Annotated in this window: 11 protein-coding genes; 7 read left to right on the forward strand and 4 right to left on the reverse strand. The window is 64.8% G+C overall.

Annotated features, from left to right (window positions below):
• Positions 1 to 87 precede the first annotated feature (87 nt).
• Together APH34_RS14735 and APH34_RS14740 are read right to left on the reverse strand one after the other, a co-directional pair.
• Positions 88 to 780, reverse strand: coding sequence for a type 1 glutamine amidotransferase domain-containing protein (locus tag APH34_RS14735; protein ID WP_054901767.1), 693 nt, complete (start codon positions 778 to 780; stop codon positions 88 to 90).
• 98 nt (positions 781 to 878) lie between these two features.
• Positions 879 to 1,790 (reverse strand): LysR family transcriptional regulator, encoded by a 912-nt coding sequence (locus APH34_RS14740; protein WP_054901768.1) that lies wholly within the window; start codon positions 1,788 to 1,790, stop codon positions 879 to 881.
• A gap of 95 nt (positions 1,791 to 1,885) precedes the next feature.
• Here APH34_RS14740 and APH34_RS14745 point away from each other — a divergent pair, with 95 nt between their 5' ends.
• Positions 1,886 to 3,052 carry an MFS transporter gene (locus APH34_RS14745; protein WP_054901769.1) on the forward strand — a complete coding sequence of 389 codons (1,167 nt, stop codon included), beginning with the start codon at positions 1,886 to 1,888 and terminating at the stop codon, positions 3,050 to 3,052.
• Between the two features lie 135 nt (positions 3,053 to 3,187).
• Here the strand turns inward: APH34_RS14745 and APH34_RS14750 are convergent, their stop codons facing one another.
• On the reverse strand, positions 3,188 to 3,811 hold the full coding sequence (locus APH34_RS14750) for a glutathione S-transferase family protein (RefSeq protein ID WP_054901770.1): 624 nt from the start codon (positions 3,809 to 3,811) through the stop codon (positions 3,188 to 3,190).
• A gap of 75 nt (positions 3,812 to 3,886) precedes the next feature.
• Positions 3,887 to 5,998 carry a TonB-dependent receptor domain-containing protein gene (locus APH34_RS14755; RefSeq protein WP_054901771.1) on the reverse strand — a complete coding sequence of 704 codons (2,112 nt, stop codon included), beginning with the start codon at positions 5,996 to 5,998 and terminating at the stop codon, positions 3,887 to 3,889.
• A 432-nt stretch (positions 5,999 to 6,430) separates the two neighbouring features.
• Here APH34_RS14755 and APH34_RS14760 point away from each other — a divergent pair, with 432 nt between their 5' ends.
• The 6 genes from APH34_RS14760 to APH34_RS14785 all read left to right on the forward strand — a co-directional run bounded on the left by APH34_RS14760 (position 6,431) and on the right by APH34_RS14785 (position 14,989).
• Positions 6,431 to 8,530, forward strand: a complete 2,100-nt coding sequence (locus tag APH34_RS14760; protein ID WP_054901772.1) for a TonB-dependent receptor domain-containing protein — start codon at positions 6,431 to 6,433, stop codon at positions 8,528 to 8,530.
• A gap of 11 nt (positions 8,531 to 8,541) precedes the next feature.
• Positions 8,542 to 10,254 (forward strand): ABC transporter substrate-binding protein, encoded by a 1,713-nt coding sequence (locus tag APH34_RS14765; RefSeq protein ID WP_054901831.1) that lies wholly within the window; start codon positions 8,542 to 8,544, stop codon positions 10,252 to 10,254.
• Positions 10,251 to 11,183, forward strand: coding sequence for an ABC transporter permease (locus APH34_RS14770; protein WP_054901773.1), 933 nt, complete (start codon positions 10,251 to 10,253; stop codon positions 11,181 to 11,183). The genes APH34_RS14765 and APH34_RS14770 overlap by 4 nt, the downstream gene beginning before the upstream one ends.
• A 20-nt stretch (positions 11,184 to 11,203) precedes the next feature.
• Positions 11,204 to 12,448: an acyl-CoA dehydrogenase family protein gene (locus APH34_RS14775; protein WP_054901774.1), complete on the forward strand. Its 1,245-nt coding sequence runs from the start codon at positions 11,204 to 11,206 to the stop codon at positions 12,446 to 12,448.
• A gap of 14 nt (positions 12,449 to 12,462) precedes the next feature.
• Positions 12,463 to 13,857, forward strand: a complete 1,395-nt coding sequence (locus tag APH34_RS14780; protein ID WP_054901775.1) for an LLM class flavin-dependent oxidoreductase — start codon at positions 12,463 to 12,465, stop codon at positions 13,855 to 13,857.
• A 76-nt stretch (positions 13,858 to 13,933) separates the two neighbouring features.
• Complete coding sequence (locus APH34_RS14785; RefSeq protein WP_054901776.1) at positions 13,934 to 14,989, forward strand: NADP(H)-dependent aldo-keto reductase; 1,056 nt, start codon at positions 13,934 to 13,936, stop codon at positions 14,987 to 14,989.
• Positions 14,990 to 15,040 lie beyond the last annotated feature (51 nt).

Raw genomic sequence — 15,040 nt, forward strand, 5'->3', positions numbered from 1 at the left:
AGCACCGTACCGGTGGCAGCGGGTTTGCCCGCGAAGGCTGCGGCCGACATTGCCACCGCAGGCAAACCCGTTGCCGCAGGGGCTGGCCTATGCAGGCTCCTGTGCCAGCCGGTCAAGCAGTGCCTTGGCCACCGCCTCGGACGATGCCGGGTTTTGCCCGGTGATCAGGTGCCCATCCTCCACGACATAGCTTGCCCAGTCCGCCGCTTTGGAATAGTCACCCCCGTTCTGCTTGAGCATGTCCTCGACCAGAAATGGCACCACCTGGGTCAGCCCGACCGCTTCTTCTTCGCTGTTGGCGAACCCGGTCACTTTCTTGCCCTGGACCACCGGATGGCCATCGGGTGCCTTGACGTGCTTCAGTACCCCCGGCGCATGGCACACCGCGGCAATCGGTTTGTTGGAGGCATAGAAGGCTTCGAGCAGCGTTTTTGAATCCTTGTCTTCGGCCAGGTCCCACAGCGGCCCATGGCCACCGGGGTAGAACACGGCGTCGAAGTCGTACGGGTCGACCTCACCCAACGGTACCGTGTCGGCCAGCGTAATCTGTGCTTCGTTATCGCTGCGAAAGCGCCGGGTCGCGTCGGTCTGGGCGTCTGGCTCATCGCTTTTCGGGTCCAGCGGTGGCTGGCCGCCCTTGGGCGAGGCCAGGGTGACGTCAGCGTCGGCGTCGAGGAACACGTAGTAGGGGGCGGCAAACTCTTCCAGCCAGAAGCCGGTTTTTTTGCCGGTGTCGCCCAATTGGTCGTGGGATGTCAGCACCATCAGGATCTTTTTCATCTGAGCCTGTCCTCCAAGCGTGAATGGGCAGTGCGCCGTTCGCTCTGCATTACTGTGGGAGGCTGTGCAGAGGCAGACGTTCCTTATGAATGCGCGACCTAGGCCTGCACCGCCGGCCAGCCCTGATGGTGCTGCACCATGAAGTCCACGAACACCCGTACCCGCGCCGGCATCGCCGGGCCACCCACGAACACGGCGTGGATCGGCTCGCGGTCGCCGGGGTTGAATGCTTCGAGCACCGGCACCAGTTGGCCGCTTTTCAGCTCCTCGGCCACGGTGAAGATGCCGATCCGCGCGATGCCTGCCCCCAGTCTGGTCAGTTGGGCCAGTGCCTCGCCGCTGCTGCATTCGATGTTGCCGTTGACCTTCAGCGAAAAATCCTGCCCGTCGCGGCGGAACGGCCAGTCGGGTGCCGCACGGCGGAAGTTGAAGCGCAGGCAGTTGTGCCGGGCGAGGTCTTCAGGCTCCTGCGGTGTGCCGCAACGCGCCAGGTACTCGGGCGAGGCGACGATCACCCCACCGGTGTCGCCAATGTAGCGGGCGCTCAACGAGCTGTCTGGCAGGTGGCCAAAGCGCAGGGCCACATCGGCCTGACCGCCGAGAACGTCGGCAATCTCGTCACTCAACGTCAGGTCGACCAGCACCTGCGGGTAAAGGGCGCTGAATGCGGCCACCAGCGGCACCACTGTCTGCCTGCCATGGCCAAGCGCTGCGCTGACCCTTAATCGGCCTCTGGGCACGCCCTGGTCGGTGATGGCCTCTTCGACCTCGACCATGTCGGCAAGGATGCGCCGCGCGCCACGCAGGTAGGCCTCGCCCTCTGCTGTGAGGTTGATTGCCCGTGTGGTGCGCAACAGCAGGCGCGTGCCCAGGCGCTGTTCGGTCCGCGCAATGATACGGCTGACCGCCGAAGGCGTCAGGCCTAACGCCCGCGCCGCAGCAGACAGGCTGCCTTCATCCACCACCTTGGCAAAAACTTCCATCTCGCCGGATCGGCCGTTGTAATCCATTTGTGCCCCTTGCGCAAAGGTGGTTGCCAGAAAAGCGGTCTAGTGCTTTCAAAGCGCGAATCGTAGCATTCCACGCACAGATAAGGAGCACTTCCATGCGCATCAATCCACCTCTCGTCGCACTCGCCGTCGGTGCCTTCGGCATCGGTGTCACCGAGTTCGCCCCCATGGGCATGTTGCCCAGTATCGCCAACGACCTTGGCGTATCGATCCCTGCAGCGGGCCTGCTGGTCAGTGCCTATGCGATCGGCGTGCTGATCGGCGCCCCGCTGATGACCTTGACCACCGGCAAGGTCCCTCGGCGTTACCTGCTGATCGGGCTGATGGCCATCTTCACCTTGGGCAACCTGATGTCGGCACTGGCCACTGACTACCAGAGCCTGCTGATCGCCCGTGTCGTGACCTCGCTCAACCACGGCGCGTTTTTTGGTGTCGGCTCTATCGTCGCGGCCAGTGTAGTGCCCCCCGAGAAACGTGCCGGAGCGGTCGCTGCCATGTTCATGGGGCTGACACTGGCCACCATCGGCGGTGTGCCGCTGGCCACCTGGTTTGGTGAGCTGCTGGGTTGGCGCACCGCGTTCTGGGGCATTGCCGGCCTGGGGTTGGTGACGATGACAGCGCTGTGGTTTGCCTTGCCCAACCTGCCGTTGCCAGAAAGCGGTGGTGCCATGGCCGAAATCCGCGTGCTGGGGCGTGGGCCGGTGCTGTCGGCGTTGGCGCTGACGGTGGTTGGTTCCAGTGCGATGTTCACCGTGTTCACCTATATCGCGCCAATCCTGCACAGCGAGGCCCAGGCTTCTACCACCTTTATCACGGCCATGCTGGTGCTGTTCGGTGTGGGCCTGACCTTCGGCAACGTGTGGGGCGGCAAGGCGGCGGACCGCTCGGTGGACAGAACGTTGATTGTCTCGCTGGCCGTGCTGATCGCCGTGTTGCTGGTGTTCCCGCTGCTGCTGGGCTGGCCGCTGCCGACGGCCGTGGCGATTCTGGTCTGGGGTGCTGCCAGCTTTGCTCTGGTACCGCCGCTGCAGATGCGTGTGATGGAGGCTGCCAAAGAGGCGCCAAACCTGGCTTCGGCGGTGAACATCGGTGCCTTCAACCTGGGCAATGCCATCGGTGCTGCGCTGGGGGGAGCGGTGATCAATGCCGGGCTGGGGTATCCGGCGATTTCATGGGCCGGGGCGTTGATGGCAGGGCTGGGTCTGGTGTTGACCGTTGCCTGGCGCGCTCGGCCCCAGGCACTGGCAAGCCAACTGTCATAGACCACCGCAACACGTTCATTTGCAGCGCCCACGCCACAGCGATTTGCGACAACGTCTGAACGTTGACGCAAATCGCTGTGGGCGCGGGAGGTAGGCTGTCAATTCATTCGCGAGCGCGGCATTGCCCCCGCCGGCTTAAGCCATGCCGTTGCGTCCATGGGCCAGAAAACCCGGGCGCTCGCTCAGCCGCTCGTAATAGTCGCGCACAGCCGGCAGAGGCGGGTGCTCCAAAGGTGTCTCGAACCAGCGGTTCACCGACAGGCCGATGGGGATGTCGGCCAGGGTGAACCGCCTTCCGGCCACATAGGCTCCGGTCAGGGCCAATTGCCGGTCAAGTATGTGCATGTAATGCGACCACTGCGCGCACCCCTCGGCGAGGGCCTGAGGGTCCTGGTGGGCCGGTGAATGGCGCACCAGCGACATGAACGCGTAGCTCCACGAGCGGTTCAGGTCCGAGGCCTGCCAGTCGATCCACTGATCCACGCCTGCCCTGGCGCGTGCTTCGGTCGGGTAGAAGGCCGCCTCGCCGTAGCGTGTGGCAAGGTAGCGGATGATGGTGTTGGACTCCCACAGGGTGAAGTCGCCATCCTGGACCACTGGCACCATGGCATTGGGGTTCAGTGCCAGGAACTGAGGCGTATCAGTGGGCTGGTAGCCTGTGCCCCAGTCTTCGCGTTCGAACGGGACATCGAACTCGGTGCACGCCCACAAGACCTTGCGCACATTGATGGAAGACGCTCTGCCTAATATCCGTAACATGCTGTTGGTCCTTTGCCGGGAAGAGCCGATCGTCAACCACGGCCCTTCCTCGGTCAAGCGCGAATTGCGCAGCGGTCAGTAGCGGACCTCCACGCCGACGTACGCCCCGATCCCGTCACCCGGCCAGAACGACGCCGTGTCCTGCCCCTGTGCGTTGTACACGGGCGAGACCGCCGTCACGTAGGCCTTGTTGGCCAGGTTCTTCAGGTCCAGCGAAACCTTCCAGTTGCCCTTGGGCGCTTCGTAGCCCACGTTCGCCCCCCAGATGGTGTACGACGGCGCATACAGGCTGTTGGCGTAATCCACCGCCGTGCGCGATGCCGACTGCACATTCACCCCGGTGTACCAGCCGCTGTGGTCCTGGTATTGCAGTTCGCCCTGGTAGATGTGCTTGGGCACCCCCGGCAGTTGGTTGTCGCCGAAGGTGTCGTCATGCCGGTAATAGAAGTCGTTGTAGGTATACACCTGGCGCCAACGTACCAGATCGCCCTGGGGGTTTTCCCACAGACGGGTGTTAAGGCCGGCCTCGATACCCTGGTGGATGGTCGGCGAGGCATTGAACGCTCCGGTGACCGCCGCCGCGTTGGACGTGGCGGGGATGATCTGCACGTTCAGCAACTCGTCGTGGATCCACGAGCGGTACAGCGCCAGGCTGCCATCGAAAATGCCATGCGAGCCCTTGATGCCGACCTCGAAGGTGTTGCCCTTCTGTTCCACCAGCGGGCGGATGTACGGCAGGGTTGGACCAGAGCCGGAATACTCCCATGAAGCGGGCGGGTCGATGCTGCGGCTGAAGTTGGTGAACACCTGCAGGTTCGGGCTGAACTCATAGCGCAGGCCAATGCGCGGCGCGACGCTCCAGTTGTCATAGTCCACATGCTGCGGGAAGGCGGTGGTGTTGCGGTTCACCGCGTAGTCGATGTCGACGTCGCGCCGCACGTTGACGAACGACACACCGCTGGTCAGCCACAGGTTGTCGACCAGGTTGAGGTCGTTGCCCAGTGCGATCACGCGGTCGAAAGAGCCCTTGTAGTTGACCTTCTTCAGCGACACCTTGTCGTCGTTGGCCGAGTTCACCCCGCCGCGCAGGTGCTGTGTGGAGGTGAAGGCAATGTTGCTGCGGCTTTCATGGCCGAACAAGGTGTCGACGCGGTCATAGCCCAACAGCAGGCCGAGGTCGTGCCAGTCCCAGTAGCTGGGGTTGCTCGGGCTGCGCGGGCTATTGGTGTGGCGGTAGTCGTGGTAAGACAGGCCCACGGTCAGGCGCGCGTCGTCGTCGAAGGTGTACGTGGTCTTGCTGCCCAGCCAGATGCTACCGGGGCGACGGGCCCCGGCACCGCTGCTTTCGGCAGTGGCACTGGCGCGGCGGTTGTGGTGCAGGGCCGCGTCCAGGGTCGTGGCGCTGGGGTCGTTGTGGGTTTCATCGCGGTAGCGCAGCAGCAGACGGGTTTCAAGTTTCGGGCTGAAGCGGTAGCCGGCATTGGCAACGATGCCGGAGCTTTTCGACAGGCTGTAGTCGCGATAGCCTTCGTTGCGGTAGTTGTCGGCCTGCAGGTAGTAGTCCAGGTCACCTTCCACACCGCCATAGCTGATGCTCTGCTTCTGGTAGTGGTAACTGCCAGCCTCAGCGCGCACGCGCAGGCCGGGGGCAGTGTAGCCGCTGTGGTTGACGAAGTTCACCGCGCCACCCAGGGACAACGCTCCGTATTGGAAGGCGTTGCCCCCGCGCAGGATCTCGGTGTAGTTGACGCCACTGGCATTGAGGAATTCGTAGGGGGTGCCGCCCGGTCCCGTCAGCGGCAGGCCGTCGAAGAGAAACTTGATGCCCTCGCGGAAATAGCCTGGCGAGGTGTTGGCACCCGAGCCGCGGATCGAGATCTTTGCCGCATCGTTGCCGCCGGTGCTCTGCACGAATACACCGGGCTGGTAACCCAAGGTGTCCTGCAGGGTGGCGGTGCGGCCCTTGGCCACTTCTTCGCTGTCGACCACGCTGGTGCCACCGGGGACTTCGGCCAGGGCACTGGCGGCCTGTTGCACTTCGGTCTGCTTGGCGCCTTGCACGGTGACCGTGCCCAGGGTCTGGTCAGCGGCCAGCACCGTGACCGGGGCCAGCAGGGCCGTGGCCACGCTGGCCAGGGCGGCGTGGCGGATAGCCAGGCGCAAGGGATGAGGATGAATCGCACGCATCTTTGTATTCCTTGAAAGTCATCGTAGGTCCTCGGCGCTCTATGGGAATAGTCAGGCCTGTCAGGGCAGGGTAGAGCAGTTTCTGTGCCAGCTGGCATACGGCCGTAAGTTGCGAGTTTTGTCGCGTGTTTTAAGTAAGGAAGTGAACAGGGCAACAACTTTTGTTGTGCGGCTGTTGGTTTGCAAACAGTCGTTGTTATATGCAAATTACCAAATGAAAGCCCCTTGCTACGGGGGTTTCGGCGTCGCTGATGTTGTGCTTGCAACACTGGCTAAACAGTTTGTTTGGCAGACGAAAGTGAACCGTGGGGAAACACCCGTAAAGAGGCGAAAAAAGGCTGGCACGACAACTGCAATATCCCTGGCAGAGCATTACGGCGGTCTTCGCAGGTAGCGCGAATATCAGCCTTATATATAAAGGGAGTACTTGCAGTGCGTGCGAAAGTTCGACCATACAGTCATCATCTGGCCACAGCCGCCAGCTTGCCGGTGTTACTGACACTGCTCTGGCCAACCGTGGCGAGCGCAGCAGAATCCACCCTGGACACTGTGACCGTTACCGGCGCGGCAGCCACCGGCGCGCAGCAGGACCAGAAGCGCCTGCAGAAAGTGGCGGGCAACACCGCGGTAGTCGACAACCGCCAAGTCGAGCAGGGCCGTGCGGCCAACGCCGAAGATGTGCTGGCCTTGCAACCAGGGGTTTTCGCCCAAGGCACCAGCGGCACCGCCGCCAACAAGATCTCGATCCGCGGCTCGGGCCTCAACACCTTCTACCAAGGCTACGTGCTGGGCACCAAGTTCCTCTTCGACGGCCTGCCGATAACCGGCCCTGGCGGCACCCAGGAAGACTTCCTCGACATGCAGGCGGTGGACCACACCGAAGTGCTCTACGGCGCCAACGCCTACCAGTACGCCGCACTGTCATTGGGTGGGGCGATCAACATGGTCAGCAAGACCGGGCGCACCGACCCAGGCAACTACGCCCGTTTCGAAGTGGGCAGCTACGGGTACCGCAAGCAGCAGCTGAGCACCGGCGGTGTGGTGGGCGACAGCGACTACTACATCAACGTGCTGCACAACGAACGTGACGGTTATCAGGACCACGCCAGCAACGAGGGCCGTGGCATCGCCGCCAACTTCGGCCATGTGTTCAGCCCCAAACTCCAGACGCGGCTGTTCCTCAAGTACCGCGAAGAGCAGTTGATCAATGGCAACACGCTGACCCGCCAGCAGCTCAAGCATGACCCGCGCAGCAACCTGGTACCGACTGGGCGGCGCAAGGACGGCACCACCTTCATCGGTAACAAGACCACCTACACCTTCGATGACGGCAACACGCTCGAGGTGGGCGCCGCGTACAACAACTACCCGTTGCTCAATGGTTGGCGCTACGCCGTGGCGCCGCAGGACTGGCGCTCCAAGGACATCAGCCTGAGCCTGCGCTACCTGCGCACCGGCGACCGCTTCCTCGGCCTCCCCAGCGAGAGCAGCATCATCTTCAGCAACACCCGTGCTTACCTGGCCGATGTGAAGTCCCATAGCCGCGCCACTGACGCGAAAATTCAGGAAACCAACTACACCGGCTCGCGCGACACCGTGCTGACCTTCGCCAATGAGTTGCAACTGGCCGATGACCTGTGGCTGTCCTCGGGCCTGTCGTTCATCAATATCCGTCGCAAGGCCGAGATCGAAGGCACCACGCTGACCACTCCCAACCCCAGTCATTTCCCCACCAGCGTCGAGTACGTGGAGAACGATCTGGCCCCGCGCCTGGGCCTGCGTTACCAGATCAACCCCGAATTCACTGTGTTCAGCAACGTCAGCCGTAGCATCGACCCACCGGTGACCTGGCAGTTGGGCAGCACCAGCAATCCGTTCCTGTATGACGTGCGGCCACAGAAGGCCACCACCTTCGAGGTCGGTGTACGCGGCAGCCATGGCATCTTCGACGGCAGCCTGACCCTGTACCGCTCGTGGGTGCAAAAAGAGCTGCTGACCGTGGTAGTGCGCCAGGCCAGCGCCACGCAAGACCAACTCACCGCCACCTCCAACGCCAGCCCGACTATCCACCAGGGCATCGAAGCCGGGCTCAGTGCACTGCTCTGGGCCGGTGCCAACGGCGATACCCTCGACCTGCGCCAGGCATACACGCTCAACGACTTCCACTACCGCCACGACGACACGTTCGGCGGCAACGAGTTGCCTAGCCTGCCGCGCCAGGTGTACCAGGCCGAACTGGCCTATCGCCAGGCCAGCGGCTTCTATGCCTCGCTCAACCTGCGCGCCGCGTCGAGCTACTACATCGACTACGCCAACACCTGGCAGGCACCGTCGTATGTGCTGTGGGGCGCCAAGGTCGGCTACCAGGCGCCGAGCAAGAAGTGGGAGGTGTTCGCCGACCTGCGCAACATCACCGACGAGCGCTACGCCAGCGCGGCCAACACCGCCTACAACGCCAACGGCCGAGATTCGGCGAACTTCTATCCGGGGGACGCCTTCTCGGTGACCACCGGCGTGGCGTTCCGTTTCTGATGGCCGGGCCGATGCGGCACCTCATCCGTCACGGCGCACTGGCCGGCGCGCTGCTGCTCGCCGCCTGCTCACCGGCCAACCCGCCGGACACCGCCAGTACCCTGAAAGGCGAGGCAACGTATGTCGCCAACGGGGTGATGCGCTACCCCGCCAGCGACTTCGTCGAGCAGGGCGTCGGCCGGCGCGGCGGTACCTTGCGGGTGTCGGCCGCGAGCGATGCTGGCAGTTTCGATATCCATGCACTGTCCCACGGCAACATCCAGTGGCTGGGGCGCATCCTCTTCGATTGCCTGGTGTACCAGGCCGAAGACGGCACCCTCACACCGTGGCTGGCAAAAAGCTGGGACATCAGTGCCGACGGCCTGACCTACACCTTTCACCTGCGCGATGACGTGACCTTCAGTGATGGGGAGCGTTTCAATGCCGAGGCGGTACGGGTCAACCTGGAACACATGCGCGACCCGAAAACCAAGTCGCCGCTGGCTGCCGCCTACATCGCGCCCTATCTGCAGGGCAGGGTGGTGGATGAATACACGTTCGAGGCGACCCTGCGCACACCGTATGCACCGTTCCTAGACGTCCTGTCGCAAGCCTGGCTGGGGATGATCTCGCCACGGCAGATCCTCGAGGCGCCCCGGACCATCGCCAGCAAGCCCATCGGTACTGGGCCGTTCGTGTTGACCGACTGGGTGCGCGACCAGAGTGCCAGCTTCGAGCGACGGGCCGGCTACCACTGGGCGCCGCCGGCGATCAATCATGCGGGCGAGGCCTACCTGCAGCGCATCGAACTGAGCTACGTGCCTGAGGCGATGATCCGCTATACCTCGCTGGAGGCCGCCGACAGCGACATGGCCCTGGACGCACCGGCGCAGAACGCTGCGGCCATTCGCGCCAACTCCGCCCTGACCCTGCGCAACCGTATCCGCAAGGGCAACCCGGCGCGTAGCCTCACGTTCAATGTCGAGCGCGTGCCATTCGATGACGTGCGCGTGCGCCAGGCCGTGGCCAAGGCCATCGACCGCGACGGCCTGGCCTGGATTTCCGGCTTTGGCGAATACCTGGCCAAGGGTGACTTCCTTGCCGTCAACACCCCTGGCTACGACCCGTCGGCCCGCGATGCGCTGGCCTTCGACCCGGCCGAAGCTGGCCGCCTGCTCGATGCAGCCGGCTGGACCGGCCGCGACGCCGAAGGCTTTCGCACCCGCAATGGCCAGCGGCTTGGCGCAACCTTGCTGACTTATGACAACCCCGCGTTCCCGGCCAATGTCTCCGTGGCGGCACAGGCTGACCTGCGCAAGGTCGGCTTTGACCTGGCCATCGAACTGCTGCCCATCACGCGGGTGATGGAGCTGCGCTACGCCGGAGACTTCGACGCCCTGGGCGGCGGGTATTGGCACACCAACACTGCCGATGGCCTGTACATCCTCTACCACAGCCAGTCGATCCCCAGCGCACGGATGCTCGGGCAGAACGCCGGCCATTTCCGCGACGCACGCCTGGACCAGCTGCTTGGCGACGCCCGGCGCAGCAACGACCCGGCACAGCGCCGGACGCTGTATCGCCAGGCACAGCAACGCCTGGGCGAAACCGTGCCGGCCGTGCCGTCGGTGGAGAGCCAGATGCTGCTGGCCTACCGCAAGGCGGCCGTCGGCGGGGTGGTGTTCGACGGCTCGCACAACGTCCCTCTGTTCACCAGCGTATGGCTGGCCAAGGAGCAACCATGAAACTGCTGACAACGTTGCTGCGCCGCCTGCGCGACGGCGTGATCGTGTTGTGGGCGGCGGCCAGCTTGACGTTCCTCGGCGTGCAGCACAGCGGTGGGGATACCGCGCTGGCGATCCTGGGAGGGCCGGATGCCATGCCAACGCCCGAGATGCTCGCCCAGGTGCGCGCCGAATATGGCCTTGACCAGCCGCTGTGGCTGCAATACGGCCACTACCTGGCGCGCCTGGCCAAAGGCGATCTGGGCGAGTCGTACCGGTTGCACATTCCGGTGGGCCAGGCCATCGGCGAGCAGGTCGGCGCAACGCTGGCCCTGGCCAGCAGCGCGGCGGTGCTGGCCGTACTGATCGCACTGGTCTCGGCATTGTTGACCGCCAATCGCGGCCGGCGCCTGCGGGCATGGGTCTCGGGCATCGAGCTGGTGCTCTCGTCCACGCCCAACTTCGTGATCGGCACTGTGCTGCTGTTGGCCTTCGCCTTCTACTTCCACCTGCTGCCACCCTCTGGTTCGCGTGGCTGGCGCTCGCTGGTGTTGCCGACCCTGGCCCTGGCGCTGCCGGTTGCTGCGGTGCTGGCCCAGGTGCTGCGCCAGTCCTTGGAGCAGGTGCTGGAGCAACCTTTCATCACCCAGGCCCGGGCCCGCGGTATGTCCGACACCGCGGTACGCCTGCGCCATGCCTTGCGCCATGCGCTGGTGCCATTGGTGACCCTGGCCGGCTACGTGTTCGCCAGCCTTTTGGGCGGCGCAGTGGTGCTGGAACTGCTGTTCGGCCGCCAGGGCATCGGCCGGCTGATGCTCGACGCCACCGCCAACAAGGACATCCCTTTGGTATTGGGTGTGACCGTACTGGCGGCCGCGATCTATGTGTTGGTGAACCTGCTGGTGGACCTGCTCACCCAGGCCATCGACCCGCGCACTGCGCGCCGCTGAATTCAAGAGAAGGAACCGTGATGAGTCAAACCCCTGTGTCCGACGCCGAACTGGATGCCCGCTTCGCGCCGATCTACCGCCGCATCGCCGAAGGCGCGGTGGCCCGTGAACAGCAACGCACGTTGGCCTTTGAGCCGGTCGCCTGGTTGCGCGAGGCTGGTTTGGGCGCCTTGCGCGTGCCGCAAAGCCACGGCGGCCTTGGTGCCAGCCTGGCGCAACTGTTGCGCCAACTGGTGCGTCTTGGGCAAGCCGATTCCAACCTGCCGCAGATTTTCCGCGCCCACTTCGGCTTCGTCGAAGGGCGGCTTGCTTCCAACGATGCCGCGTCCCAGGACTACTGGTTCGCCCGTGTGGTGGCCGGCGAGCTGTGGGGCGCGGCAATGGCCGAGCGCAGCGACAGCACCGGCAACACCGTGCAGCTGAGCGACACGCAGGACGGCTACCGCCTGGACGGCGAGAAGTACTACTGCACCGGCACGTTGTACGCCGATTGGGTGGCAGCGGTGGCCAACCATGGCGATGACTTCGTCAGCCTGGCGGTGCCCACCGGTGCGCCGGGGGTAGAGCGGCTCGACGACTGGGATGGTTTCGGCCAGCGCCTGACCGGCAGCGGCACCACCCGTTTTACCCAGGTGAGCGTGCAGCCCGACCACGTGCTGCGCCGCTTCGCCAAGGGCGAGCTGCGTGCCGAGTCTTATCTCACGGCGTTCTACCAGGCCGTGCACCTGGCCACCCTGGCCGGCATTGCCCGCGCCGTACTGGCCGATGCCGTGGCCTTCGTTCAGGGTCGCACCCGTGCCTTTGGTGTACCGGGGCAGTCGCAGCCGGCCGAAGACCCGCTGGTGCAAGCAGTGATCGGCCGCCTGGCCAGCCTGGCCTTCGCCGCCGAGGCGCAGGTCACGGCGGTGGGCCAGAGCCTGCAGGCCGTATTCGAAGCCGGGCAGGCCGGGGACGTGCCCGAACAGCTCTACACCGACGCTGAAATCCACACCTTCCAGGCCCAGCAGATCGTGCTGCCCCAGGTGCTTGAAGCCAGCACCCTGCTCTTCGAGGTGGGCGGTGCGTCGGCCACCAGCACAGCCCGGCGGCTCGACCGCCATTGGCGCAATGCCCGCACCTTGGCCTCGCACAACCCGGCGATCTACCGCGAGCAGGCACTGGGCAACTACTACCTCAACGGCATCAGCCCGGCTCAGGCCTGGCGTGCCCGCCAGGCTGCCGCCAGCGCAGGGCAGGGCGGCGGCGACGAAGCCAGTGCGGTCTGAACAGGAGAATCACCATGAGTAACAAACCCGCGCAGATGAGCCTGGGCATGAACATCCTCGGCTTCGGCTCGCACGCCGGTGCTTGGCGCCAGGGCGAGGCGGCCATCGATGCCTATATCGACGTCAACTACTACCGCGACATCGCCCGGCTGTCCGAGCGAGGCTGCCTGGATGCGATCTTCCTCGCCGATGGCCCAGCGTTGCCACCCGATGTATCCAGCCAGCCCGGTGGGCGTCTGGAGCCCACCGTGCTGCTGACGGCGGTGGCTGCGGCCACGGAGCGCATCGGGGTGATCGCCACCTGCTCCAGCACCTACAACGAGCCGTTCAACCTGGCCCGGCGCATCGCGTCGCTGGACCACATCAGTGGCGGCCGCGCTGCCTGGAACGTGGTCACCAACGCCGGCGATGCGGCGGCGCAGAACTTCGGCCTGCCAGGCGCGCCCTTGCATGTGGACCGCTACGGTCGCGCCGAGGAATTCGTCGATGTGACCCTCAAACTGTGGGACAGCTGGGAGGACGACGCGATCATCGGTGACCGCGCTGCTGGCCGCTTTGCCGACCCGGGCAAAGTCCACACTATCGACTTCCAGGGCAAGCACTTTCAGGTCAAGGGGCCGCTGAACCTGCCGCGCTCGCCCCAGGGCCGACCGGTGCTGGTGCAGGCCGGTTCTTCCGAAGGCGGCAAGGCACTGGGGTCGCGCTATGCCGATGCGATCTTCACCACCCAGACCACGCTGGCAGACGGGCAGGCGTTCTACCAGGAAATGAAGGCACGGGCCAAGGCCTGGGGGCGCAACCCTGCGCACCTGAAGATCATGCCCGGCCTGTCGACGGTGATCGGCAGCACCGAAGCCGAGGCGCATGCCCGCTTCGATGAGCTCAACGCCTGGCACGGCGAGCACGGCCTGCTGCAGCAAGTGGCCGGGCGCATCGGCATCGATGCCCGGGAGCTGGACCCGGATGCACCGTTGCCGTGGGCAAAGATTGGAGCGGTGGCGGATTTCGAACGGGGTTCCCACGGTTTCCTGGAAGCCCAACTGAACCTGGCGCGCAGTGAAAACCTGACCATCCGCCAACTCTCACGGCGGATCCTGGTGGGCCACCGGTTGGCGGTGGGCACCCCCGAGCAGGTCGCCGACACCCTCGCCGAATGGTTCCTGGCAGGGGCAGGGGATGGCTTCAACATCATGCCCGACATGTTCCCGTCAGGGGCGCGGGTCTTCGTCGAGGAGGTGGTGCCGTTGCTGCAGAAGCGCGGGTTGTTCCGCACCGAGTACAGCGGGACCACGTTGCGCGAGCACCTCGGGTTGCCCAAGGCGGTGAACCAGTTTGCCAAAAAGGGGCCGCAGCACCCCGCAACCGCCACCGCTTCTGTGCTGGCCCAAGGCACGGTGCGCGCTCTGTAGCCGCCGGCTTGCCGGCGATGGGCTGCGAAACCGCCGCACGGTCCCGAATACACTCAATTACCCAAGGATTTACACCATGCTCTACCGCCACCTAGGCCACACCGACCTCAAGGTCAGCCTGCTCAGCCTCGGCACCATGACCTGGGGCCACCAGAACACCGAGCACGACGCCCACCAGCAACTGGACGCTGCCATCGCCGCCGGCGTGAACCTGATCGACACCGCCGAGATGTACCCCACCCCCACCCGCGCCGAAACCTGGACCACCACCGAGCGTTACATCGGTACCTGGCTGGCTGCCCGCGGCCAGCGCGACAAGCTCGTGCTGGCCAGCAAGATCGCCGGCCCCGCCCGCGAACCTGGGGGCCAGGCGCACATCCGCGATGGCCTGTCGCACCACGACCGCAAGAACATCGTCGCGGCCCTTGAAGGCAGCCTGCGCCGCCTGCAGACCGACTACCTGGACCTCTACCAGTTGCACTGGCCCGACCGCACCAGCAACTTCTTCGGTATCCGCGAATACCCCTACGTGGACGACCACCCCGACACCGCGGCCATCGAAGAGACCCTTGCCGTGCTCGATGAGCAGGTCAAGGCGGGCAAGGTGCGCCACATTGGTGTCTCCAACGAAACACCGTGGGGCGTGGCGCGCTTCCTGCGCCACAGCGAGGAGCAGGGGCTGTCGCGTATCGCCAGCATCCAGAACCCCTACAGCCTGCTCAACCGCCTGTACGAAAATGGCCTGTCGGAGTTCAGCCACCGCGAGGGCATCAGCCTGCTGGCCTATTCGCCGTTGGCGTTCGGTGCACTGACCGGCAAGTACCTGGACGGCGCGCTGCCGGAGGGTTCCCGGTTGTCATCGGTGTACCGCACCTTCAACCGCTACGGCAGCGCCGAGGCCAACAGCGCCATCGCCCGTTACGTGCAGCTTGCCCGCGAGCACGGGCTGACCCCGGCGCAACTGGCCCTGGCCTTCGTTATCCGCCAACCGTTCGTGGCCAGCGCGATTACCGGGCAGACCACCTTGGCGCAATTGCAGGAAAACCTCAGCGCACTTGAAGTACAGCTCACGGATGACGTGCTGGCCGAGATCCAGGCCGTGCACCGGCGTATTCCCAACCCGTCGCCGTGAGTTGAATGGCAAGGGCTTCGCCCGTGTTCGCGGGGGTACCCGCGAAGAGGC

The sequence above is a fragment of the Pseudomonas sp. NBRC 111131 genome (assembly GCF_001320525.1).
Lineage (GTDB): Bacteria > Pseudomonadota > Gammaproteobacteria > Pseudomonadales > Pseudomonadaceae > Aquipseudomonas > Aquipseudomonas ceruminis.

Coding starts and splice junctions, on each gene's coding strand:
- APH34_RS14735 (WP_054901767.1), bottom strand. CDS start 780: ATGAAAAAGATCCTGATGGTGCTGACATCCCACGACCAATTGGGCGAC.
- APH34_RS14740 (WP_054901768.1), bottom strand. CDS start 1,790: ATGGATTACAACGGCCGATCCGGCGAGATGGAAGTTTTTGCCAAGGTG.
- APH34_RS14745 (WP_054901769.1), top strand. CDS start 1,886: ATGCGCATCAATCCACCTCTCGTCGCACTCGCCGTCGGTGCCTTCGGC.
- APH34_RS14750 (WP_054901770.1), bottom strand. CDS start 3,811: ATGTTACGGATATTAGGCAGAGCGTCTTCCATCAATGTGCGCAAGGTC.
- APH34_RS14755 (WP_054901771.1), bottom strand. CDS start 5,998: ATGCGTGCGATTCATCCTCATCCCTTGCGCCTGGCTATCCGCCACGCC.
- APH34_RS14765 (WP_054901831.1), top strand. CDS start 8,542: ATGCGGCACCTCATCCGTCACGGCGCACTGGCCGGCGCGCTGCTGCTC.
- APH34_RS14770 (WP_054901773.1), top strand. CDS start 10,251: ATGAAACTGCTGACAACGTTGCTGCGCCGCCTGCGCGACGGCGTGATC.
- APH34_RS14775 (WP_054901774.1), top strand. CDS start 11,204: ATGAGTCAAACCCCTGTGTCCGACGCCGAACTGGATGCCCGCTTCGCG.
- APH34_RS14780 (WP_054901775.1), top strand. CDS start 12,463: ATGAGTAACAAACCCGCGCAGATGAGCCTGGGCATGAACATCCTCGGC.
- APH34_RS14785 (WP_054901776.1), top strand. CDS start 13,934: ATGCTCTACCGCCACCTAGGCCACACCGACCTCAAGGTCAGCCTGCTC.